Origin of the sequence: Pantoea sp. alder81 (assembly GCF_020179835.1) — a bacterium.
In the GTDB taxonomy this organism is placed as follows: Bacteria; Pseudomonadota; Gammaproteobacteria; order Enterobacterales; family Enterobacteriaceae; genus Pantoea.
Map to the genome: position 1 here is coordinate 271,516 of NZ_JAIUDA010000002.1, position 22,462 is coordinate 293,977.

Genomic DNA, 22,462 nt, shown 5'->3' on the forward strand with positions numbered 1-22,462 from the left:
ATGTTATTTATTCAGCCTGCCTGCGCAGGCTGGAAAGGATATTAACTGCCGGGGATATGACATATCTATTTTACCCGGGCATCCTGCCCGGGTATCACGAATTAAAGCGCTTCACCTTGCGTAGCGATAACCTTTTTATACCAGGCAAAACTCTTCTTTCTCGATCGTGAAAAATCGCCGGTTTGATCGTCATTACGGTTTACGTAAATAAAACCGTAGCGTTTGCTGTATTGGCCGGTACCAAAAGAGACACAGTCGAGGCAGCCCCAGGGCGTGAAGCCCATTAAATCCACGCCATCTTCCAGTACGGCTTTTTTCACTTGCTCGATGTGTTCACGCAGGTAGGCAATGCGATAGTCATCATTCACCTCACCGTTGGCTTCACGTTGATCGACCGCGCCAAAGCCATTTTCCACAATAAATAGCGGCTTCTGGTAACGCTCATACAGTGCGTTCAGCGTGTAGCGCAAGCCGACCGGATCGATCTGCCATCCCCAATCTGACGCCTGCACGTGCGGATTTTTTCGGCTGCCGGGGAAAGCTTCGAGTGCACTGTCCATACGCGTCGCGCTGGCATACTCCACGGCGTTACTCATGTAATAGCTGAAGCCGAGATAGTCGGTGCAGCCTTCACGCAGCGTTTGTGCATCCTCCGGCGCCATCTCAATGTTGAAACCGCGCAGTTCCCACTCTTTTAAAATGTAGGAGGGATAGGCACCGCGCATGTGCACGTCGCCAAACAGATAGCGTTCCTGCATCGATTTTTGCGCATACATTACGTCGTCAGGGTGACATGACCAAGGATAGAGCGGCACCATCGCCAGCATGCATCCAATCTTAAATTCAGGATTGATTTGATGCCCCAGCTTCACCACTTTGGCACTGGCCACAAACTGATGATGCAGCACCTGATACATCACCTCTTCCGGATTTTCATGATCGGTGAAAATCACGCCTGAGTTGCTGTAGCCGAACAGCGGTCGGCGCCAGTTACGCTGGTTGTTGATCTCGTTAAAGGTCATCCAGTATTTCACTTTGCCTTTGTAGCGCTTCATCACCACTTCGCTGTAGCGCACAAAGAGATCGATCAACTCACGATTCAGCCAGCCGCCATATTGCTGCACCAGATGCAATGGCATCTCGAAGTGCGACAGCGTAATCACCGGTTCGATGCCATATTTGAGCAGCTCATCGAACATGTCATCGTAAAACTGCAGGCCCGCTTCGTTAGGTTGTTGCTCGTCGCCTTTCGGGAAGATGCGTGTCCAGGCAATCGAGGTACGGAAGCACTTAAAACCCATCTCGGCAAACAGCGCGATATCGTCTTTGTAGTGATGATAAAAATCGGTGGCCTGATGATTGGGATAGTGTTTTCCCTCGACAATGCCATCGGTAATTTCACGTTCTACGCCATGTGCACCACCCGTCAATACATCGACGATGCTGGGCCCTTTACCGCCTTCGTTCCATCCACCTTCAACCTGATGCGCGGCAACGGCGCCACCCCATAAAAAATCAGCCGGTAACTGAGACATAATCCATCCTTTAATGTGATTAACAGCGTCTTACTGCAAGTGGGTTTTCGACAACTCCTGCACCTGACGATGCAGATAAATCAGCTCTTCAACTAGATCGCGGCACAGCATGGCGTTCATCAGATGATCCTGCGCATGCACCATAATCAGGTTGACCGGAATTTTGCCGCAGCCTTCATCCGCACCGATTAAGGCGGTTTGAATTTTGTGGGCTTCGCGCGCGGCATCTCGTGCACTCGCCAGCAACGCATCGGCTTCCTGCCAGTTCTGTTTTCGGGCCGCTTGCAGTGCCTGCATCGATGATGAGCGGGCTTCCCCGGCATGAATAATCAGCTCCATTACCGTACTTTCCATTTCCTGCATCTCTTGCATTACTTCATCTCCTCAGCCAGTTGTTCCTGCGCCATCTCTTCTTCCTGCGCAAGCAGTTGGCGTTCATACATTTTGAAGAACGGGTAATAAATCAGCGTGGATAAACAAATCAGGAACGCCACCAGCACCACCGCACGCCAGTCCCATCCGGTTGACCAGGCCGCACCAATCGGTCCCGGCGTGGTCCATGGCGCCAGAGAAATGACATGATTAACAAGATTGGTACGCGTGGCTGTCCAGGCGATAACCGCGTTGATCAATGGCGTAGTAATAAAGGGAATAAACAGCAGCGGATTCATCACCACCGGCGAGCCGAAAATAATCGGTTCATTGATGTTGAACATGCTCGGCACCAGGCCTAGACGACCGATGGAACGCAAATGCGCTGAGCGGCTGCGCAGATAGAGAATCACCAGACCCATGGTGGCGCCTGAGCCGCCTACGGTGATGAAAAATTGCCAGAACGGCTCGATAAAGATTTTGGGAATCTCTTGCCCGGCATTTAACGCTTCCTGGTTCAGTCCAAGATTACTCAGCCAGAAGGCCTGCAAAATCCCGCCGACAATCGCCGCGCCGTGAATACCGGCAAACCACAGCAGATGACATAGCAAGACGGCGATGAGCACCGCAGGCAGTGAATCGGCTGCGGAGATAATTGGCGCGAACACTGACATGATGGCCTGAGGAATCAACAGACCAAAGTGGCTCTCCATAAACAGGTTCAGCGGATAGAGCGTCAGGAAAATCACCATGATGGGGATCAGCAGGTCAAATGACTGACGAATCTTTGGCGGCACCTGCTCCGGCAGTTTGAAACCAATGTTGTATTTCACCAGCCAGTGCATCACTTCCGTGCAGTACAGGCTGATCAGGATGGCGGTGAATATCCCTTCCCCGCCCAGCGATGCAACGGACAATGCACCATTCTTTTCCGGTGCAGCCACCACCAAAAAGGTCATCAGCGACAGCAGCGCCGCCATCAGGCCATTGAGTTTGTAGCTTTGCGCCAGGTTGTAGGCAATCGCGCCGGTAATAAATACCGCCATGATGCCCATCGTCATGTTGTAGGGCATCATCAGCTGGTCGTTGTACTGCTTCACCATACCCAGCCACCACTGAGCGAAGCCCCACTGGCTGTCCTGACTGAAAGGAGGATGTGAGAAAAGCAGCATAAATGAACCGACAATCAAGAACGGCATCGAGGCAATAAACCCGTCCTTGATGGCCACCACATGCCGTTGCGAGGAGAGTCGCGCAGCAATCGGACTGATGCGGTTCTCAATCACGCCAAATAAAGAGTCAGCCAGTGTGCTCATCATGCCCCCTTATTGGCATCAATCAGGGCGAGCGCCGACTTCAGGATTTTTTCGCCATTCAACATGCCGTAATCCATGGTGTTAATGACGGTAACCGGTTTGTGATATTCCTGCGCCTGACATTCGAAATCTGCCAGCTTGTATTTGATCTGTGGGCCTAGCAGACAACAGTCATACTCCGCGATCTTTTCACTGAATTCTTCCATGCCAACGGCATCAATTTTGGCTTCTAAACCCAGCTGCGTAGCGGCTTTCTGCATTCTTTGTACGACCATGCTGGTTGACATACCTGCGGAACAACACAATAGAATTTTCACCATAACACCCTCCGTTTTTTTTAAATAATTACGCGCTGAGAATCGTTTCTGCAACCGGTTACAGATTCAATTTGTTCTTTTTGTGATCCATAACTCAAACCGCTAAACCTTATTTAAATTGTGAAAATATGATTAATCTGAGACCGGTTTCATATTATTTTTAGGTTATCCTTTTAAATATGTGATGAAATCGGATGATAATGAAAAAAAACGTTACCGGTTAGAAGAGCCGCACTCTGCGGTTTTCAGATTGAGCTTTTGCGCTACAATGCGCGAGAACGTTGAGAAGGAAGATAAATGACTACAATGCTTGATGTCGCAAAACGCGCAGGTGTGTCCAAAGCCACGGTGTCACGGGTGCTGGCTGGCCACGCTTATGTGTCTAAAACGGTGCGGGATCGGGTGATGCTGGCCATTGATGAGATGGATTACCGTCCTAATCTGCTGGCTCGAAGTCTTGCGACCAACCGTTCGCACAGTATTGGTCTGATGGTGCCCAATACGCTTTACAACGGCCCATTTTTTACCGAGCTGTTATTCCAGGCCGCGACCATGACGGAAAAACTCGGTTCACAACTGGTGCTGGGCGATGGTAAACACAATGCGCAGCAAGAGCGCGAAGCCATAAACTTTTTAATAGATAGCTATTGCGATGCCGTGATCATCTATCCCCGCTATTTAAGCGTGGAAGATATTGATGCGCTTATTCCCGGCATGAGTAAGCCGTTAATCGTTTTAAACCGCCGTTTGAAGCAGCATCCGCAATATTCAGTCTGCGCCGATCACGAAAATGACACCCTTAACGCTGTAAATCATTTGATTGCTCAGGGGCACCGCGGGATCGCTTTTATCAAAGGGATGGGCAGTTCGCACACCGGATTAAGTCGCCTGAAAGGCTATATTTCAGCATTGATGGAAAATGGCATTGAATACGACGAAAACCTGATGCTGGATGGCTGCTGGACCAGCGCCAGTGGGCAACTGGCCGTTGAAGCACTGTTACGTCGCAAAGTATCGTTTTCCGCGATTGTCGCCAGCAATGATGATATGGCGATTGGTGCCGCATGCGCCTTGCACAACGCAGGTTTGCGCATCCCCCATGACGTCTCATTGCTGGGCTTTGATGATATCCCGGTTGCGCCCTATCTCCTGCCCGCGTTAACCACGGTGCATGTTCCGGTTGCTGAGATGGTGTCGAGCGCGTTAACGCAACTGTCTAAAATGCTGGATGGTGAAAGCGTTACAGCGCAGCCACTGATGCCGGGCCGACTGGTGCTGCGCAATTCGATCACCCAGGGACCGTATTACCAGCAAAAATAACGGCGCCGTGCGATAATCTGGCTTATTTTGACGCGATGAGCATTTTACGCCATGAAGCATTTCCTCGTTATCGTTCCCGATGGCGGCATGCTGTTTGAAGCCGCCGGTATTGCCGACATCCTGATGCATGCGAATTTGCACCTGCCAGTCGGCGTTGATCAGCCACGTTATCGCGTCAGTATCGCCACTACGCAATCTCATCAGGTGATTCATGGCCAGTCGGGCCTCAACCTGCTGGCTGACCTGAAGCTGGCTGAATTAGATCCCCGTACCGCCTGGGACACCATCATGATTACCGGACGCGGTGACAGCGTTGAAGAGGGTAATATGGTGGTGGATTTCATCAGGCTGGCGGCCCCGCAGGCCCGTCGCGTGGTGTCCATTTGTGGCGGTGCGATGCTGCTCGCCGAAGCCGGTTTGCTCGATGGACGCCGCGCCACGTCACACTGGCGCCTGCTGGAAACCCTGCAAACCCGCTTCCCTCGTGTTCAGGTGGAAGGGGGTCCGTTGTATATTCAGGATGGTCCGATCTGGACCTCCGGCGGCGTCAGCTCCGGCTTTGACCTGACGCTGGCGCTGGTTGAAGAGGATTTTGGCTTCAGCGTGGCACGCGACATTGCTCAGGATATGGTGATGTATCTGCGTCGCCCCGGCGGGCAGATGCAGTTCAGCCGCTACCAGCTACAGCAAACCAGCACCGGCCCGATTCACGATCTGCAAAGCTGGATCCGCGCGAACCTGGCGGAAGATCTCTCCGTTGAAAAACTGGCCGAACGTGTCGCCATGAGCCCCCGCAATTTCACCCGCGTATTCACCCGTGAAACCGGCGCGTCACCGGCACGCTTTGTTGCAGAAGCCAGACTGGCCGCCGCACGTGAACAACTGGAGCAAAGCCGCGCTACGCTGGAACGCATCGCCATCGAAACCGGTTTTGGCAGCAGCATCAACCTGCGCCGCAGTTTTGAGCGCCAGTTGCATCTCACACCCGGTGAATATCGCCAGCGCTTTCACTGCCGCAAAATGGCGTAAAGTGATCCTTTTTTGTCGTTTACGCCAATCGCGCATCGTCCTACATTGACTGCAACCACTTCGGATAAGGAGTCAATGATGATTAAGGTTGGCATTAACGGTTTTGGCCGTATCGGACGTAACGTGTTCCGCGCCGCGCTGGGCAGCAACGATATTGAGATTGTGGCGATTAACGATCTCACCGACAGTAAAACGCTGGCACATCTGCTTAAACACGATTCACTGCTGGGCAGACTTCCTGCAGAAGTTGAGGCCGGTGAAGGTGAGTTGCGTATCGATGGTAAGCCGGTGCGAGTGTTCAGCGAGCGCGACCCGGCCAATATCCGCTGGCGTGACCAGGGTGTTGATATCGTGATTGAAGCCACCGGCTTCTTCACAGAGCGCGAGAAAGCGGAAGTGCATATCACGCACGGCGGCGCAAAACGGGTGATCATCTCTGCGCCCGGTAAAAACGATGACCTGACGATTGTGCTGGGCGTAAATGATGATCGTTACGATCCCCAGCAGCATTTCGTGGTGAGTAACGGCAGTTGCACCACCAACGGTCTGGCACCCGCCGCGCAGGTATTGCATCAGGCATTCGGCATTGAACATGGCTTGATGAACACCACCCATGCTTACACCAATAGCCAGGTGCTGCACGATCAGCCTGAGAAGGATCTGCGCGGTGCGCGTGCCGCCGCCCTATCGATTGTGCCTTACTCCAGCGGTGCGGCGAAAGCATTAGGCCGCGTCATTCCGGAACTGGATGGCCGTCTGACGGGGTATTCCCTGCGCGTGCCGGTGCCAGTGGTGTCGATTGTGGATCTCACCGTGACGCTGAAGCGTGATGTGACGGCAGAAGAAGTCAACGATGCGTTTAAAGCTGCCGCTGCCGAAGGTCCCTTAAAAGGCATTCTGGGATACAGCGATGAGCCGCTGGTCTCCAGCGATTATCAGGGCGATCCGCGTTCATCGATCATTGATGGGCTCTCTACCCTGGTCATTGGTGGCAACCTGGTCAAAATCCTCGCCTGGTATGATAACGAGTGGGGCTTCTCAAATCGCCTGGTGGATTTAGCACGGTTGATGGCGCAGCGCGGATTGTAATCCGACCCTCTTTTCAGACAAAAAAATCCCCGCTGTTGCGGGGATTCTTGTTGCTGCCGGGCGCGGTTACTTAATGCCCATCGCATCCTTCAGCGTAAAGAACAAGTCCGTCTGATCGGTCAGCCCCACCACGTTAGCGGCATAAGGACCATAAGCCGCGATGCGCAACTGTGTGCCGGTATGCCCCTGAGAATCGTCTTCAGAGTTACCGTAGCTGATGGTCATGACCGCACCATCTTTGGTGTTCACCGCCTGCGTCAGGCCCGGCGCTTTGCTGCCATTCTCAATAATCTGGCTACTGTGCGCATGGTCAGCCGTTACCACCACCAGCGTGTCACCGTGTTCACGCGCAAAGGCCAGTGCCTGTTGCACTGCCTCGTCCAGATCCACCGTTTCGCCAATCTGACCGCACGGGTTAGCCGCGTGATCCTGCTTATCAATTGACGCGCCTTCCACCTGCAGGAAGAAACCTTTTTCATTGGTGCTCAGCAAATCAATCGCTTTCCTGGTCATCTGCGCCAGTGTGGGTGCTGATGCCGGGCGATCTTTATTCACTTCACAGGTCACCACGGGTTTGTCGATATTACCGTGATAGCTGGCTTTCGGCCCCTGCCAGCGAACCGGCATATTGCCTTCGGAGAACAGCCCCAGCACCGGTTTAGTTTGGTCAGCCTGTTTGATTGCATTCATGCCATCAAGGTTATCGACCAACTGGAAGCCCAGCGCCTGAGCCTGCTCGCGCAGGGTTTTGCCCTGGTACTCACCCGCTTTGGCGCTTTCAGAGAACGATTTCGCACCGCCGCCGAGAGTGACATCTGGACGGGTTTTCAGCATCTGCTCGCTGATAGATCCTTTACCGCCCTGCTCCAGCGCATTGGTCGGACACAGTTCGCTGGTTTTCTCCGGGCCATAACATTTACGTGAAGTGACATGCGCCATCAAAGCGGCGGGCGTGGCATCCTGCAATTCTGCAGTGGAGACGTTACCGGTGGCTTTCCCGGCGGCTTTCGCCAGCTCAAGAATGGTGGCCTGATCCTTGCCATTGACGTCTACGCCGATGGCACCGTTGTAAGATTTGGTGCCCGTTGCCCAGGCGGTGGCGGAGGCAGCCGAATCCGTCACGTAATTGGGTTTGTGGGTTTTCTTGTCTAACGAGTAGTGGGTGTACTGGCCGGTTAACGGCAGCGCATCAATGCCCGGGAAGAAACCACCCGCGCCCATCGCCTGATTTCGTGCGGCGGTGATTTCCGAGTCGCCCATGCCATCGCCGATCAATAAGATGACGTTTTTGGCCGTGGTATTGATTAATGAGGCTTTCAGCGCTTCTGTCTGGTCGCTGCTGAGGCGGCGTGCGCCACCGTGTTCGGTGATATCACCGGTGGCGGCGCGAGTATAAGTTGTTGACTCTGCCACTGCTGACGTCGCAATTAATGAAGCCAGCAGAGAAACCGTAAAAAGAGGTATGTGTTTCATTTATAAGCATCCTTATCAGTAAATATAACCAAATGTTTCCGCAGACAAGTCTGCGACAGTCTGGTGACACTTTTGTGGCAGAGAAGGAATAATTTGATGACAGAACACACAGTTCGGCGAGAGATGCAGCAAGCTGCACAGAGCTTAAGCGGATAGAACAAAAGGAGAAAATAGGGCTTGACCGTTTTCAGGTAACTCCCTATAGTAGCGCCCCGTTGACCCAGCGCGGTTAGCAAAAAATTTGGTGAGGTGTCCGAGTGGCTGAAGGAGCACGCCTGGAAAGTGTGTATACGGCAACGTATCGAGGGTTCGAACCCCTCTCTCACCGCCATCTTTGAAGAAGAGCCTGAACGAAAGTTCAGGCTTTTTTTTGTCTTCAGATCGGCCAAAGCACTAACTCATCTGGCCATCGCCCATTACCATCGCTAGAAACTTGTCTCTGAGCGGGTCCTTGATCCCGGCATTCCACGCCAAACCGGTTTGCCATTGGGTATGCTCGCCCTCCAGCGGCAATAGCCTGACGCCAGCAGGCAGGATATGTTTCACACTCGCTGGCAGTAACGCCACGCCATCACCGGCCGCAACCAGCGCCAGTAACGTCTGAATATCGTCAGCAGCCGACACCGTGCCCGGGGTGAGACCTCTCGCGGTCAGGAATTGATCGGCCTGCGCAGTGAGCCCTTCGCCCCTCTGAGGTGCTAACTGCAAGAGTTGATGATTTTCAATAATCTGAGTGGTCTCTACAGGACTCGACAAATGATCAGCTGCTACCGCCAGCACCAATTGTTCCGTGTCCAGGCTCTGACTTTGTAGTGGTTCAGGCACCGGTAAGCGCACAAATCCTACTTGCAGTCGTCCTTCCGCAAGCAGTTGGGTCTGAACCGCCGAAGGCATATCGTTGAGCGAGACTTGTACGCCAGGATAGCGTACGCGAAAGGCGGCGACGTGTTTGGGAGCTAAAAGAAAAGAAGAGATGCCAAAACCCAGGGTGAGTTTTCCTGAATCCCCTTTTTGGATCGCCGCCACATCAGCGAAGAAATCCGCATAGCGCTCCACCACCTCGCTGGCAGCCGCTAATAACTGCTCTCCCGCCACCGTCAACCGCGCGCCATGCCGTCCACGCTGGAAAAGCGTTACACCAGAAAGGTGCTCCAGTGTCTGAATCTGTTTAGATAATGCGGGCTGGGTGATGCAGAGAACACTCGCCGCCGAGTGATAAGTCCCTTCATGCGCCAGCGTCACAAACGCGCGTAACAGTTTAATATCCATTCCAATCGGTTATCAAAGTGGGAGAAGTTGTGATTATACACGGTGGATTTCTCTCTGGTGAAATAGCGACCTATTTCCTAAGGAGAATCACCATGGAACATTCACTTCGCGTTGCCACCGTGCAGTTTTGCCATCGCGCCAGCGACAAAGCTTACAATCTTTCCGTGATGGAGCGCTTTATCGCGCAGGCCGCACAAGAAGAAGTCAAAATTTTAGCCTTTCCGGAAATGTGCATCACCGGTTACTGGCATGTACCTGATCTGCCGATTGCAGAGGTCGAAGCCCTGGCCGAGCGCACAGATAACAGCCCATCTCTGGCGCGCATCGCTCGCCTGGCGGAAAAGCATCAGATGGCGATTGGTGCTGGCTACATCGAAAAGCATGATAATGGGCAGCTCTACAATGCCTATATGGTCTGTATGCCGGGCGGTCAACGCCATGTGCATCGTAAAATTCATGCCTTTGAACACGCTGGCATTGCCCAGGGAAATGAATTCACCGTGTTTGACACGCCATGGGGCGTGAAAGTCGGGATACTGATTTGCTGGGACAATAATTTAACCGACAACGTTCGCATTACCGCGCTGATGGGAGCCGATATCCTGATTGCCCCGCATCAGACAGGTGGCACCCATTCACGTAGTCCCTTTGGTATGAAACCCATTCCGGTGAGCCTGTGGGAAAACAGAGAAAGCGATCCCGCCGCACTGGAAATGGCTTTGGCAAGCGACAGCGGTCGAGCATGGTTGATGCGCTGGCTGCCTTCGCGTGCGCATGATAACGGGCTCTTCGTCCTGTTCAGTAATGGCGTCGGATTAGATAACGGCGAAATACGAACCGGCAACGCGATGGTAATTGATCCCTATGGCCGCATCGTCAACGAAACCACGTCATTCAGGGATACGTTGGTGAGTGCCGATTTGGACCTTTCGTTACTGGCGATGTCTACCGGACGTCGCTGGATCCATGGACGTCGCCCTGAACTTTATCAACTCCTGTGTGAACCTCAGGGCTATGAGCGTGATGCGCGCACCGCGCGGTTTTCTGAAGATATTCCCTGCTTCGGCTCACAGAATTCCGATAAAAACACTTTCTGATAAAAAATTAATTTCATGCGGTGTAAATCATTAGCGGTTTTTTAATTAAACGTTTATGAGGGAGTGATGCCCGATAATTAATCACACGCATTAAAGGAAAAATAATAAATGAAAGGATTATTACGTTGCGGAATATTTATCTGTTCGCTGAGCGCCATATCATCAGCGCAAGCAATCATAGAGATCCCCTTTACACTGGATGAAAGTGCAGTTCCCGTCGCTACGCTAAATATCAACGGCCAGGACGGCGAGTTTATGCTGGATACCGGCTCGCCGTATGCTTTCCATTTTACCCAGCAGTTTATGCGTCAGGTCCCGTGGTTAAAAAGACTTAAAGAAAAGGCACGTAGCACCGATCTCACCGGCGAGGTTTATATGAATGACCGTTTCATGTTCCATCATGTCTCTGTCAATGGCATGAGCTTCGAAAATGCAGAAGGTGTTTCGCTGGCGCCATGGGGATTGACGCTGATGCCTGACGGTCAACGCCCTCAGCATATGGTGATTGGTTTAGGTTTGTTTCAACAAAAAGCGCTGATGATAGATTATCAGCGCTCGTTATTTTCTGTCGCCAGACAGATTACCGAATTTAATATCGATGCTAACCAGTGGCTTTCACTACCCTTAGCGATCAGCCATGAAGGTATCGTCATTGAGGTAATGAATAACGACAAAACTTATAAAATGGTGTTGGATACCGGCGCCACAATTTCCATGATGTGGAAACAACGCGTTAACGAATCACCTAATAATATGACCTGTATCGAAGTCATGGCCGAACTGGATAATGAGCGCTGTGAAGCCATACAACTTCATATTAAAAATGCCACACCAGGGGATTTTAATGTCGATGCGATTCTGCTTGAAGGGGATTTTAAACATATGGAGACGGATGGTTTAGTCGGTCAGAACTTCCTGCAACAACACATAGTTATCATCGATTTTCCTAATAATCAGATGCTGCTTAGGCCAATTGAGGAAAGTTAACCGGCGCATCCGGAGTTACCGGTCACTGGAGACCCTAAGGATTCCAGTGACTTTCCTTAGTTATCGCTGAAACTTTTCATTCGCTGCCCTTCAACACCTTCACCACCTTCAACACCTTCACCACCTTCACCACCTTCACCACCTTCACTTTGCGACATCGATCCCACTTTGTGAAACTTTAGTTTCTTCGTTTCAATCTAGCGACAGCCTTTGATATCCCACATAAAAACCGCTCAATTTCATTGCTATGCAGACCTTTCTGAGCACTAAAAGGCCTTTATGTTAATTTTTTGTCAATGCATGATGTCGCCACTGCAACTAAAGTTTCACTCACTGCCATTTCATGCAACAGAGGATTCAATGATTACGGAAGAGCAAAAAAAGCGCCCCGCATCCTACTGGAAAATGCTGACCGCGCTATTGTGTCTGGGCTGGGTGGTCATCTGGATCTATCGTTCCATGCTGACGCCCATTTATCCGCAGGTGATGCAAACGTTAGATCTGCACAGTAACCAGCAGATTGGCATCATCGCCAGCATCTACTTCTTCGCTTACGTCCTACTGCAAGTGCCGGCCGGCATGATCTCCGACAAGTTCGATAAGCGGTTAATTCTGTCTTTTGGATTTTTGGTTTTCGCCCTCGCGACATTTCTCATGTCCTCTTCACAAAACCTGATGGTGATCTATATCGCCAGTGCACTTGCGGGACTTAGCGGGGCATTTTTCTATGGCGCAGCGTTCTCACTATCAGGCCAGGAAATTCCCGCAAATAAACGTAACGTTGCTACGGCAATCATTAACAGTGGTTCTTCCGTGGGGATGGTCATCGGGCTAAGCGGATCGTCCTGGCTGGTGCTGAGCCAATCCCTTGACTGGCAGGTGATGCTCAAAGGCGTAGCGCTTATCATGCTGCTGACTTTCGCGCTTTATTATTTCCTGATCCGCCGTGACAGCGCCCGCCCGGCATCAACAGCAACTGAATCATTACATGAAGAAGACCATGGGCAATCCAGCTTCTTCACGCTAAAGAAATTTGCAGTCTATTTTATTCTGTTCTGTAGCTGCTACGCCTACTTCCTGGTGGTGTCGTGGCTGCCCAACTTCCTGCAAACAGAGCGCCACTTTTCCGGCAGTAGCGCAGGCATCATTGCCTCACTGGTGGGATTGGCCTCTATTCCCGGCGCGCTGATTTTCAGCATGGTGGCGGACAAATTCCGCCACTTCAAATACCGCATCATGCTGATGCAACTGGTGTTAGCTGCCGTGATGTTGCTCATCGCCGTTCATGCGCAGGATGCCTTTATCATCATGCTGGGGCTGATTGGCTACGGCCTGCTGGGTAAGCTGGCACTCGATCCCCTGCTGATTTCCACCATCTCCGAACTCTCTAACAAAAAGAAGCTCGCCACGTCGCTGAGTATTTACAACTTCTTCGGCATGACGGCCTCCTTCATTGCACCGTGGTTGACCGGCAATATCGCCGACCGTACCGGTAGCACGCTGGACGCCTTTAACTTAGCCAGCATTATCCTCGCCGCAGGCGCGGTGGTGCTGGTCGCTGTGTTCATTTTTACAGGAAACAAACAAAACAGGAGTCAGTATGAATATCGATAAGGCCACCTTGCATACGCTGATCGCGAATAAGCTAAAGCTTGCCGGATTACCTTCAGACTATGCCGCAGTGATGGCTGATGTGCTGGTGTTTGCTGAAGCGCGTGGCATTCACTCGCACGGTACGGTGCGCGTGGAATACTACTCTGAACGTATTCAGAAAGGTGGAATGACCTGCCAGCCAGAGATCCGCCTCGAAACTACCGGCCCCTGCAGCGCCATCCTGCACGGCGATAATGGCCCCGGCATGGTGCTGTCGAAACAAGCGATGGAAGTGGCCATCGACATAGCAAAAGAGAAAGGGATTGCCGTGGTTGGCGTGAAGAAGATGAGCCACAGCGGCGCGATCTCCTATTACACGCAAATGGCGGCTGAAGCGGGCCTGATTGGTCTGGCGATGTGCCAGTCAGACCCGATGGTGGTGCCTTTTGGTGGTGCCGACATCTATTACGGTACCAACCCCATTTCCTTCTCCGCGCCGGGCCGCGACAACATTATGACCTTTGATATGGCGACCTCCGTGCAGGCGTGGGGAAAAATCCTCGACATGCGCTCGCGTGATAAAGCGATCCCGGATAGCTGGGCGGTGGATGCCAGCGGCAAACCCACGACCAATCCGCATGATGTGCGCGGATTACTGCCGATTTCCGGTCCCAAAGGATATGGCCTGATGATGATGGTCGACATGCTGTCCGGCGTGTTAATGGGATTACCGTTTGGGCGCGGTGTCAGCTCGATGTATGCCGACTTAAGTAAAGGACGCGATTTGGGCCAGCTGCATATTGTGATCAATCCGGCCTTCTTTGGCGATCAGCAGACCTTCCTCGATAACGTGCAGCAGGTTATGGCCGAGCTGAACCAGATCCGTCCGGCAGAGGGCGTTGAACGCGTGATGTATCCGGGGGAAATTGCGGATATCGAGCAGTTGCGTACCGACAAAGAAGGCGTCGATATCGTCGACAGTATTTACGACTACCTGATTTCGGACCATGTCTGGATTAACTCGTACGATCACAAAGACCCGTTTGCTGAAAGCCATTAAGGAGACAACCATGGAATATGGCAGCTATTACGCACCGCACGGTGGCCTGGATGGACAGAAAAGTCTGTTGACTGGCCGCTCTATTTTCACCGAGGCCTATGCGTTTATTCCACGCGGCGTGATGTCGGATATCGTCACCAGCCAGTTGCCGTTCTGGCAGCACACGCGTTTATGGGTGCTGTCCCGGCCAATGAGTGGTTTTTCGGAAACCTTTTCCCACTACATTATGGAAGTCGGCCCACAGGGCGGCAGTGAACGACCGGAATCCGATCCCGCCGCGCAAAGCGCCCTGTTCGTGCTGGAGGGTCATCTGCAGTTGACCGTTGAAGGCACGCAGCACGACCTGGTGCCAGGCAGCTTCGCTTACATTCCGGCTGGCGCAAAATGGCAAATCAAGAACAGCCATACCGCAGCCGCGCGCTTTAACTGGATCCGCAAAATCTGGCAGCCGCTGGAGGGTTTGGAAAAACCACCGTTTATGATTGTCAACGAACGCGATATCACCCCCACAGCCATGCCAGATACCGGCGGACGCTGGGCCACCACGCGCTTTGTTGACGTGAATGATATGCGCCATGACATGCATATCACCGTCGTCACTTTCCAGCCAGGTGGCATCATTCCCTTCATGGAAACGCATGTGATGGAGCATGGGCTGTATGTGCTGCAAGGCAAAGGCGTTTACAAACTCAACGAGGATTGGGTGGAGGTAGAGCCTGGAGATTACATGTGGCTGCGTGCGTTTTGCCCACAAGCTTGTTACGCCGGTGGCGATGAGCCCTTCCGTTATCTGCTGTATAAAGACATGAACCGTCATGCCGATTTGCACTTGTTGAAATGAAAAAAACCCGGCTTGCGCCGGGTTTTGCTTCGCTACACTCTCAATCTACTTCTCAATAGGTCAACCGTAAGCATGGAGCGTGCGCTGGCAGAGGGCCGAGCGGACGCAGTCGTCTTTGCCGAAACGCACCACACCAATCATCTCGTCTTCTTCGAAGCGCGCCAGCGCATCGGCCAGACCGGATTTGACGTGGGACGGCAAGTCACACTGGGTGATATCGCCGTTGACGATAACCGTCACGTTTTCACCTAAGCGTGTCAGGAACATCTTCATTTGAGCAGCGGTGACGTTTTGTGCCTCATCAAGGATCACTACCGCATTTTCAAAGGTACGTCCGCGCATATATGCGAAGGGCGCAATCTCTACCTTGGCAATTTCAGGCCGCAGGCAGTACTGCATAAAGGAAGCGCCGAGACGTTTAACCAGAACGTCGTATACCGGTCGGAAATACGGGGCGAACTTCTCGGATATATCTCCGGGGAGGAATCCAAGATCTTCATCCGCCTGCAGAACCGGGCGCGTCACAATGATCCTTTCGATGTCCTTATTGATCAGGGCCTCAGCCGCTTTGGCTGCGCTAATCCAGGTTTTACCGCAACCGGCTTCACCGGTGGCGAATATCAGCTGTTTCGATTCTATGGCATTAAGATAGTGCGCTTGAGCTTCATTTCTGGCTTCAATCGGACCACGGTCGCGTGAATCACGCGCCATACCAATGGAATCCAACCCACCCATCTGCACCAGCGAAGTGACCGATTCTTCTTCGCGCTGACGGTGACTGCGAGAATCACTACGAACGACTCTTCTGGCTTCACGACGCGCTTTGATCACTGCTTTCTGTCTTCCCATAGTGGCACCTTACAGTTGGTTTCATTTATCGCGGCGGCTCACCCGCGGCGATGACTTGAACGCTTTAGAGGTTACTTTGGCTTCCTTGTAAGCCGAGTCTAGCCATTGAGAATAGTGTGCAACAACGACGAAGCGCTGAAGCGCACCGGTAAAGAATTGGCGTTAGTTCGGAAACGGTAATTGAAAAGTGAAGAGGATACTTTGGAGGGAAGAAATCCCCCGCAGTGTACTGCGCTAGCTGAAGTGTATTTAACTGTCCAAAGAAGGACCGGGTCATGCGCGAACTCCAGTGGACTTAGCCACACAACTGACAACGCTTATGAGTAAAATGCATCAAATTAACCGGGGTTTGCAACAGTAATTTTACTTCACGTTGAAGAAAAAGTGTTAAGCGAAGCATGAGAATTTTCGTCTTAAATTAAATTTTTCAATTTTTTCAGTCAGATGGATAATTCAGCCCTGGCTGAACTTTTTCGGAACATTCGGAAGCGGTTACGGCCGGAGGAAAGTTAGCGGTGGGGTTAATAAAACGCCTGCGCCGCCATCATGCCGCGCAGGCGTTGTGCATTTATTAATCAGGCCTGTAGTAAAGGCTGGCCGAGATAATGTTTTTCATCTGGAACGCCGGGCAAAACGAAAAAGTATCCGCCGCCGATGGGGCGAATATATTCTTCCAGCGCTTCACCATTGAGGCGCTTCTGCACGGTGATAAAGCCTTTCGCTAAATCATGTTGATAACAGACGAACAATAATCCCATGTCCAGCTGACCAGCACCGGTAATCCCTGATGAGTAGCTGTAGCCCCGGCGCAGCATCAAACTGCTGTCGGTTTCCGGCGTGCGTGGATTGGCGAGGCGAATGTGGGCATCCAGCGCGATAACATCCCCATCCGGATCTTTCGCGTAATCCGGTACATCGTGCTCCTCTTTCATCCCCAAGGGAGCACCGGAAAGTTTCTCACGACCGAATATGGTTTGCTGTTCACCCAGCGGCGTGCGATCCCACATCTCCACATGGAAACGAATAATGCGCACCGCCTGATAGCTGCCGCCCTGCGTCCAGGCTGGCTCTTGCTGGTTCGCCGTGACCCACAGTAGCTGATCCATTAATGCAGGATTATGCGTATCTGGATTGGCAGTACCATCTTTGAAGCCCAGCAGGTTGATCGGCGTTTCTTTACCGTGACTGCGTGCAGCGTGATCGGCGATAAAGCCATCACGTCGCCAGCGAACGGCCAGCAGATCGGGCGTGTACTTGATGATGTCGCGCAGTGCGTGGATCACCGTGTCTTGCGTATTGGCGCAAATTTGCAGCAGCAGATCACCGTGACACTGTTCGGCGTCGAGTGAATCATTCGGAAAGCGCGTCATGCTTTGCAGCTGGGCTGGTTTATGTGCGCTTAACCCAAAGCGTTCATCAAACAACGAGGTGCCCACGGACAGCGTCATGGTGAGATTATCGGGTGCGATATCCGCGCCAAGAATACCGGAATCCATCGGCGGCAGCTGCGGATTCGGGACCGTTGGCGCAGTGCCCCCTTTTGTCAGAAAGGCAAAGCGCTCGGTCAGCAGACGGAACAGGCGCTCTAAATCGGTTTTATCGCTGGCTAAGACGTCAAAAGCCACCAGCATCATTGAAGCTTGCTGCGGGGTAATGATGCCAGCCTGGTGAGTGCCGTAGAAAGGTTGCGCCTGCTGGCGTGCATCGGGTGCAACCGTGCCGGGAGAGAAGCTGTCAGTCGCGGCTGCCGTATGAAACGGACAACCGCCACTCAGGGCGGCCGCGCCGCCCAACATACCTAATCCCTGCAATAAACGACGACGCGACGGCTCTGCCGCGTCATTTTTATAGCTCATGATTAGTCGAGGCCTAAAGTTCCGCGCAGCAGGGAGAGATCTTCCGCCAGAGTGGTGATCGGCCCTTTCAGCGCATTACGGTCAGCGGTGGTGAGTTTCTCATAGGACTCAAAACCGTCTTTAGTGCGGTATTTGCTAAGAATACCGTCCACTTTTTTGAAGTTGGCATCGATTTTCGCCAGCAGTTGCGGGTTGGCTTTTTGCAGCTGTGGACGCAGCAGATCGACAATTTTCTGAGCGCCATCAATGTTCGCCTGGAAGTCAGACAGGTCTGTACGGCTGTAACGATCTTCTTCACCGGAGATTTTACTCGCCGCGACTTCTTCGATCAGGCCTGCTGCGCCACCGACCACTTTCGCCGGTGGGAACGCCAACTCGCTGATGCGTGTTTGCAGATCCAGCACGTCCTGATTCAGCTTAGTGGCGAACTCTTCAGCACCTTTGGTGGTTTTGTCGGCCCACAGAATTTTTTCGATGCGGTGGAAGCCGGTGAATTTCGGGTCTTCGGCTTTTTTCTCGAAGTCGTCTTCACGGGCATCGATGCTGCTGTCCAGATCGGAGAAGAGTTCGGCAATCGGTTCGATACGTTCGTAGTGCGCACGCGTAGGTGCGTACAGCGCTTTGGCTTTTTCCAGATCGCCCGCTTTAACCGCATCGGTAAAGGCCTGAGTGCCTGCAACCAGCTCTTTGACTTCGCTCATCACATAGGTTTTGTAGTCAGTGATTGGGCCAGCCAGCTGCATGATGTCGGTTTTGCCTTTTGCAGCGGTTTTCGACTCGCCGGTGACAACCAGCTTACCTTTCGGGTTGGTCAGCAAACCACAGGTCATGTCGTATTCGCCCGCTTCAAGATTCGCGGTGAGTTTCTGGCTGAATCCTGGCGCGATGTTTTCACGCTCTTCCACCACCATCACCCCTTTCAGGATTTCCCACTCCAGCGCTTTCTGGCTGTTGTTTTTGATGATGAACTGGGTTTTACCTGCCTGCACATTGAGTGACATCGGCTCACACTGTTTGTCAGTGACGGTGACCGTGACTTGCGGGATGGATGCAGCAGATGCGGCGCCTGAGAGAGCCAGCATTGAAACCAACAGCGCCTTACGGCGGAAGCGAATCGTCATAGTGATATCCCTGTTACATGGAAGAACAGGCGCGCAATCGCGCCTGATTTAATTTCAGCGAGTGGTGCGTGCGGTGTTAGCCGCGGGGCGAGCCGGGAAGAAGAACAGCAGCAGCGCCGGAATCAGATAGATCAACCAGGCCGCGACTTCGCTGACGCTTGGTGTTTCCTGATAGCCGAGTATGCCTTCCAGCAGCGTGCCGACCACCGAGTGGGTGGAGAGCGTGTTACTAAGGTCAAAGGCGATGTCCTGGAAGTGGTTCCAGAGTCCAGCCTCGTGGAAGGCACGGATTGCGCCCGCTGCCAGGCCTGCGGCAACAAAGAGGATAAACAAGCTGGTCCAGCGGAAGAAGCTCGCCAGGTTGAGGCGAATACCGCCGTAGTAGAGCAGCATGCCCAATACAATCGCCGTTAACAGACCGAGTACCGCGCCAATCGGCGGTGCATAACCGACATCCTGAGTAAAGGCAGCTAGCAGGAAGAAGACGGATTCGAGGCCTTCACGCGCCACGGCCAGAAAGACCATGAGGACCAGCGGGAAGCCACCGCCGCCCTGTTTTTGCAGCGCCTGATCCACTGAGCGTTCCAGCGTGGCTTTGATGTTGCGCGAGACTTTGCGCATCCAGAACACCATGGAGGTGAGGATGACCACGGCCACTACCGCCACGATGCCTTCAAACAGTTCTTGCTGTTTTTGCGGGAATTCGCCGGTGGTTTCGTTGATGAAGATGCCAAGACCTAAGCAGAGAGCAGCCGCAGTGAAAACACCTGCCCACATCGCGGGGAACCACTGTGTACGCTGAGTGCGTTTCAGGTAGCTGGCAATCAGGCTGACGATGAGTGCTGCTTCAAGACCTTCACGCAGCATAATGAGAAACGGTACGAACATCACCAACCTCTTGATTGTTAAGGAGGGTAAACCTTAGGTAAAAATACGTAAAGTGTAAACGATATCGATTATCATTATCGCGGTTAAAATTACAAGTCACTTAATGAAATTATTTCTCATTTGCGGAGCGGGTGGCGGATTCTGTGAGAATGGGTGGTGGGGTTTCAGCGATCCGGGAAATGTTCAGTGCTAGGGGGATTGCCGCAGGTTTAGTGCGGGAATATCGCTGCGGGTTGAGTGCGGGGGGATCGCTGCAGGTTCAGTGCACTGTCCACTAAAGGCCATCCCGATCGCGAAGAAACCCCGCATCCCTGCAGATCGGCCGCGCCGTCCATGCCGCGGACGCTTCGCTCCTCGGAATGGCCTTTATTGGACGTTTAGCTGTGGTATTGCTTTGAATTGAAGATTTAAGCATTGCCGATTTTAATGACACGCACAGAAGCTTCAGAACAGAAAGGCACCAGACTGCGTTATCACCCGTTGTTTTAAATTGAGTGTTCTACCCTGGTCGATTCCATAAAAAAGCCCGCCGTTTAACGGGCGGGCTTGATGTATCAGAGACAAATTACTTGGTGTTGAATTCCGCTTCTGCTGCCTCGAAACGCGCTTGTGCTTCTTCTGATGGGCCTTTGCCGATCAGGCTGAACACCACAATCGCGATACTGGCGAAGATGAAGCCAGGGATGATTTCATACAGTTCGGTGTAGCCATATTGCTTCCACAGCAGCACAGTCATTGCACCAATCACCATACCGGCCAGCGCGCCGTTGCGTGTCATGCGTTTCCAGCACACACCGAACAGGACAACCGGACCGAAGGCTGCACCGAAGCCCGCCCAGGCATAGCTGACTAAGCCGAGCACGCGGTTTTCCGGGTTAGCCGCCAGCGCGATAGCGATCAACGCAATCAGCAGCACCATCAGACGCCCTACCCACACCAGCTCTTTCTGGCTGGCATTTTTACGCAGGAAGCCTTTATAGAGGTCTTCTGTCAGGGCGCTTGAACACACCAGCAGCTGGCAGCTCAGGGTGGACATCACTGCGGCCAGAATCGCTGACAGCAAGATGCCGGCAATCCACGGGTTAAACAGGATACGCGCCAGTTCAATGAACACGCGCTCGCCGTTCTGGCTCACACCTGCCGCTTGTTCAGGGTGATTCTGGAAGTAAGCGATACCAAAGAAGCCGACCGCCACTGCACCCGCCAGGCACAGGATCATCCAGGTCATGCCGATACGGCGCGCCGCACGGATAGAGCGGTGTGAATCTGCCGCCATAAAGCGCGCCAGAATATGCGGTTGTCCAAAGTAGCCCAAGCCCCAGCCGAGTAAGGAGATCACGGCAACAAAATTGAGCCCTTTCAGCATGTCGAGGTTTTCGAGGCTTTTCGCTTCGATGACCGCCAGTGAATCATCCAGCCCGCCAACGGCAATAATCACAAACACTGGCGTCAGGATTAGCGCGAAGATCATCAGGCTGGCCTGCACGGTATCGGTCCAGCTCACCGCCAGGAAACCGCCCACCAGCGTATAAAGGATGGTGGCAGCAGCGCCGGCCCACAGCGCGGTTTGGTAATCCATGCCAAAGGTGCTTTCAAACAGACGAGCACCGGCAACCACGCCTGAGGCGCAATAGATGGTGAAGAAGATGAGGATAACCACAGCGGAGATGACGCGCAGCAGTTTGCTTTTGTCTTCGAAACGGCTGGAGAAGAAATCCGGCAGGGTTAAGGCGTTGTCGTGATGTTCGGTCTGCACGCGCAGACGACCCGCCACAATTTTCCAGTTTAGCCAGGCACCGATGGTGAGGCCGATGGCGATCCAGCTTTCAGAGATACCAGAAAGGAAGATGGCGCCGGGCAAGCCCATCAGCAGCCAACCGCTCATATCCGATGCGCCCGCTGACAGTGCGGTCACCACGCTGCCTAAACTGCGTCCGCCCAGAATGTAGTCGTCAAAGTTTTTGGTTGAACGGTAGGCAATAAAACCAATCAGCACCATTCCCAGGATATAAATTACAAAGGTCACCAACATCGGTGTGCTTACACTCATACTCTCTCCACTTATTATTTAATCCGTTAAGAGAAATCTTTTTCCTGCGTCATCGGAACGTGATAACGCAGGGCTTTACCGCATCCAGAGAAAGCGATTCCTCTTAAGGCGCGGTATCCTGCCGCAAAGGGGCGGCGCGCACAATGCATTTAACACAGCTGTCACAATGGTTTCACCTGACTTCGATGATTTAATGCCAATAGGTTGCACACGCTCACACTTTGAGTTGCACCTTAATCAACGTGAGAGTGCTCTCGTTGACAGGAGTTGCAACTTTGGCGAGCTTCTTGCAGCAAGTTCTGTGCCGCTTTTTCACCAGCCCGGTTTTAAACGGTGATAAACGTGCAACTCAGGTCACATTTAACACGGTTGCACAAAGTTGCAACATGAGTGATAGTGC

Annotated in this window: 19 protein-coding genes and 1 tRNA gene; 9 read left to right on the top strand and 11 right to left on the bottom strand. The window is 52.7% G+C overall.

Features of this window, described 5'->3' with window-relative positions:
* Positions 1–101 precede the first annotated feature (101 nt).
* From LBW88_RS06200 to LBW88_RS06215, 4 genes are read right to left on the bottom strand one after another with little or no spacing between them, the layout of a single operon-like run.
* The gene (locus LBW88_RS06200; RefSeq protein ID WP_224931662.1) at positions 102–1,535 is read right to left on the bottom strand and encodes a 6-phospho-beta-glucosidase; all 1,434 of its coding nucleotides are present in this window, start codon (positions 1,533–1,535) and stop codon (positions 102–104) included.
* 30 nt (positions 1,536–1,565) lie between these two features.
* Positions 1,566–1,898: a PTS lactose/cellobiose transporter subunit IIA gene (locus LBW88_RS06205; protein WP_224932024.1), complete on the bottom strand. Its 333-nt coding sequence runs from the start codon at positions 1,896–1,898 to the stop codon at positions 1,566–1,568.
* Between the two features lie 8 nt (positions 1,899–1,906).
* Positions 1,907–3,223 (bottom strand): PTS sugar transporter subunit IIC, encoded by a 1,317-nt coding sequence (locus tag LBW88_RS06210; protein WP_224931660.1) that lies wholly within the window; start codon positions 3,221–3,223, stop codon positions 1,907–1,909.
* Positions 3,223–3,543 (bottom strand): PTS sugar transporter subunit IIB, encoded by a 321-nt coding sequence (locus LBW88_RS06215; protein WP_224931658.1) that lies wholly within the window; start codon positions 3,541–3,543, stop codon positions 3,223–3,225. Before LBW88_RS06215 ends, LBW88_RS06210 begins: the two co-directional genes overlap by 1 nt.
* 294 nt (positions 3,544–3,837) lie before the next feature.
* On the opposite strand from LBW88_RS06215, the gene LBW88_RS06220 reads away from it, so the two are divergent.
* The 3 genes from LBW88_RS06220 to gap all read left to right on the top strand — a co-directional run bounded on the left by LBW88_RS06220 (position 3,838) and on the right by gap (position 6,978).
* Positions 3,838–4,860 carry a LacI family DNA-binding transcriptional regulator gene (locus tag LBW88_RS06220; protein WP_224931656.1) on the top strand — a complete coding sequence of 341 codons (1,023 nt, stop codon included), beginning with the start codon at positions 3,838–3,840 and terminating at the stop codon, positions 4,858–4,860.
* Positions 4,861–4,911: 51 nt separating this feature from the next.
* Positions 4,912–5,889 (top strand): GlxA family transcriptional regulator, encoded by a 978-nt coding sequence (locus LBW88_RS06225; protein WP_224931654.1) that lies wholly within the window; start codon positions 4,912–4,914, stop codon positions 5,887–5,889.
* A gap of 78 nt (positions 5,890–5,967) precedes the next feature.
* A complete protein-coding gene (gene gap, locus LBW88_RS06230; protein ID WP_224931652.1) occupies positions 5,968–6,978 on the top strand; it encodes a type I glyceraldehyde-3-phosphate dehydrogenase in 1,011 nt (336 codons plus the stop codon).
* A 66-nt stretch (positions 6,979–7,044) separates the two neighbouring features.
* Here gap and phoA read toward each other — a convergent pair whose 3' ends face one another.
* Positions 7,045–8,451, bottom strand: a complete 1,407-nt coding sequence (gene phoA, locus LBW88_RS06235; RefSeq protein ID WP_224931650.1) for an alkaline phosphatase — start codon at positions 8,449–8,451, stop codon at positions 7,045–7,047.
* A 243-nt stretch (positions 8,452–8,694) separates the two neighbouring features.
* Between phoA and LBW88_RS06240 the strand changes: the two genes are divergently transcribed.
* A tRNA-Ser gene (locus LBW88_RS06240) sits at positions 8,695–8,782 on the top strand.
* A gap of 62 nt (positions 8,783–8,844) precedes the next feature.
* Here LBW88_RS06240 and LBW88_RS06245 read toward each other — a convergent pair.
* Positions 8,845–9,720: a LysR family transcriptional regulator gene (locus LBW88_RS06245; RefSeq protein WP_224931649.1), complete on the bottom strand. Its 876-nt coding sequence runs from the start codon at positions 9,718–9,720 to the stop codon at positions 8,845–8,847.
* A 92-nt stretch (positions 9,721–9,812) separates the two neighbouring features.
* Here LBW88_RS06245 and LBW88_RS06250 point away from each other — a divergent pair, with 92 nt between their 5' ends.
* The 5 genes from LBW88_RS06250 to LBW88_RS06270 all read left to right on the top strand — a co-directional run bounded on the left by LBW88_RS06250 (position 9,813) and on the right by LBW88_RS06270 (position 15,298).
* The gene (locus LBW88_RS06250) at positions 9,813–10,817 is read left to right on the top strand and encodes a nitrilase family protein (protein WP_224931647.1); all 1,005 of its coding nucleotides are present in this window, start codon (positions 9,813–9,815) and stop codon (positions 10,815–10,817) included.
* Positions 10,818–10,925: 108 nt separating this feature from the next.
* Positions 10,926–11,804, top strand: a complete 879-nt coding sequence (locus tag LBW88_RS06255) for a retroviral-like aspartic protease family protein (protein WP_224931645.1) — start codon at positions 10,926–10,928, stop codon at positions 11,802–11,804.
* Between the two features lie 360 nt (positions 11,805–12,164).
* Positions 12,165–13,418 (top strand): MFS transporter, encoded by a 1,254-nt coding sequence (locus LBW88_RS06260; protein ID WP_224931643.1) that lies wholly within the window; start codon positions 12,165–12,167, stop codon positions 13,416–13,418.
* The gene (gene allD / locus LBW88_RS06265) at positions 13,405–14,457 is read left to right on the top strand and encodes an ureidoglycolate dehydrogenase (RefSeq protein ID WP_224931641.1); all 1,053 of its coding nucleotides are present in this window, start codon (positions 13,405–13,407) and stop codon (positions 14,455–14,457) included. Before LBW88_RS06260 ends, allD begins: the two co-directional genes overlap by 14 nt.
* Before the next feature lie 10 nt (positions 14,458–14,467).
* Entirely contained in the window at positions 14,468–15,298 is an 831-nt protein-coding gene (locus LBW88_RS06270; protein ID WP_224931639.1) for a bifunctional allantoicase/(S)-ureidoglycine aminohydrolase, read from the top strand.
* 60 nt (positions 15,299–15,358) lie between these two features.
* Here LBW88_RS06270 and phoH read toward each other — a convergent pair whose 3' ends face one another.
* The 5 genes from phoH to putP all read right to left on the bottom strand — a co-directional run bounded on the left by phoH (position 15,359) and on the right by putP (position 22,062).
* Positions 15,359–16,147: a phosphate starvation-inducible protein PhoH gene (gene phoH / locus LBW88_RS06275; RefSeq protein WP_224931637.1), complete on the bottom strand. Its 789-nt coding sequence runs from the start codon at positions 16,145–16,147 to the stop codon at positions 15,359–15,361.
* Positions 16,148–16,722: 575 nt separating this feature from the next.
* The gene (gene efeB, locus LBW88_RS06280; protein ID WP_224931636.1) at positions 16,723–18,003 is read right to left on the bottom strand and encodes an iron uptake transporter deferrochelatase/peroxidase subunit; all 1,281 of its coding nucleotides are present in this window, start codon (positions 18,001–18,003) and stop codon (positions 16,723–16,725) included.
* A 2-nt stretch (positions 18,004–18,005) separates the two neighbouring features.
* The gene (gene efeO, locus LBW88_RS06285) at positions 18,006–19,124 is read right to left on the bottom strand and encodes an iron uptake system protein EfeO (RefSeq protein WP_224931634.1); all 1,119 of its coding nucleotides are present in this window, start codon (positions 19,122–19,124) and stop codon (positions 18,006–18,008) included.
* Positions 19,125–19,178: 54 nt separating this feature from the next.
* Positions 19,179–20,012: an iron uptake transporter permease EfeU gene (gene efeU, locus LBW88_RS06290; protein WP_224931632.1), complete on the bottom strand. Its 834-nt coding sequence runs from the start codon at positions 20,010–20,012 to the stop codon at positions 19,179–19,181.
* Positions 20,013–20,577: 565 nt separating this feature from the next.
* Positions 20,578–22,062 (bottom strand): sodium/proline symporter PutP, encoded by a 1,485-nt coding sequence (gene putP / locus LBW88_RS06295; RefSeq protein WP_224931630.1) that lies wholly within the window; start codon positions 22,060–22,062, stop codon positions 20,578–20,580.
* Positions 22,063–22,462 lie beyond the last annotated feature (400 nt).

What these genes read in the sequence shown, in the direction of transcription:
- LBW88_RS06200 (WP_224931662.1), bottom strand. Translation starts at nt 1,535, where the DNA reads ATGTCTCAGTTACCGGCTGATTTTTTATGGGGTGGCGCCGTTGCCGCG.
- LBW88_RS06205 (WP_224932024.1), bottom strand. Translation starts at nt 1,898, where the DNA reads ATGCAGGAAATGGAAAGTACGGTAATGGAGCTGATTATTCATGCCGGG.
- LBW88_RS06210 (WP_224931660.1), bottom strand. Translation starts at nt 3,223, where the DNA reads ATGAGCACACTGGCTGACTCTTTATTTGGCGTGATTGAGAACCGCATC.
- LBW88_RS06215 (WP_224931658.1), bottom strand. Translation starts at nt 3,543, where the DNA reads ATGGTGAAAATTCTATTGTGTTGTTCCGCAGGTATGTCAACCAGCATG.
- LBW88_RS06220 (WP_224931656.1), top strand. Translation starts at nt 3,838, where the DNA reads ATGACTACAATGCTTGATGTCGCAAAACGCGCAGGTGTGTCCAAAGCC.
- LBW88_RS06225 (WP_224931654.1), top strand. Translation starts at nt 4,912, where the DNA reads ATGAAGCATTTCCTCGTTATCGTTCCCGATGGCGGCATGCTGTTTGAA.
- gap (WP_224931652.1), top strand. Translation starts at nt 5,968, where the DNA reads ATGATTAAGGTTGGCATTAACGGTTTTGGCCGTATCGGACGTAACGTG.
- phoA (WP_224931650.1), bottom strand. Translation starts at nt 8,451, where the DNA reads ATGAAACACATACCTCTTTTTACGGTTTCTCTGCTGGCTTCATTAATT.
- LBW88_RS06245 (WP_224931649.1), bottom strand. Translation starts at nt 9,720, where the DNA reads ATGGATATTAAACTGTTACGCGCGTTTGTGACGCTGGCGCATGAAGGG.
- LBW88_RS06250 (WP_224931647.1), top strand. Translation starts at nt 9,813, where the DNA reads ATGGAACATTCACTTCGCGTTGCCACCGTGCAGTTTTGCCATCGCGCC.
- LBW88_RS06255 (WP_224931645.1), top strand. Translation starts at nt 10,926, where the DNA reads ATGAAAGGATTATTACGTTGCGGAATATTTATCTGTTCGCTGAGCGCC.
- LBW88_RS06260 (WP_224931643.1), top strand. Translation starts at nt 12,165, where the DNA reads ATGATTACGGAAGAGCAAAAAAAGCGCCCCGCATCCTACTGGAAAATG.
- allD (WP_224931641.1), top strand. Translation starts at nt 13,405, where the DNA reads ATGAATATCGATAAGGCCACCTTGCATACGCTGATCGCGAATAAGCTA.
- LBW88_RS06270 (WP_224931639.1), top strand. Translation starts at nt 14,468, where the DNA reads ATGGAATATGGCAGCTATTACGCACCGCACGGTGGCCTGGATGGACAG.
- phoH (WP_224931637.1), bottom strand. Translation starts at nt 16,147, where the DNA reads ATGGGAAGACAGAAAGCAGTGATCAAAGCGCGTCGTGAAGCCAGAAGA.
- efeB (WP_224931636.1), bottom strand. Translation starts at nt 18,003, where the DNA reads ATGAGCTATAAAAATGACGCGGCAGAGCCGTCGCGTCGTCGTTTATTG.
- efeO (WP_224931634.1), bottom strand. Translation starts at nt 19,124, where the DNA reads ATGACGATTCGCTTCCGCCGTAAGGCGCTGTTGGTTTCAATGCTGGCT.
- efeU (WP_224931632.1), bottom strand. Translation starts at nt 20,012, where the DNA reads ATGTTCGTACCGTTTCTCATTATGCTGCGTGAAGGTCTTGAAGCAGCA.
- putP (WP_224931630.1), bottom strand. Translation starts at nt 22,062, where the DNA reads ATGAGTGTAAGCACACCGATGTTGGTGACCTTTGTAATTTATATCCTG.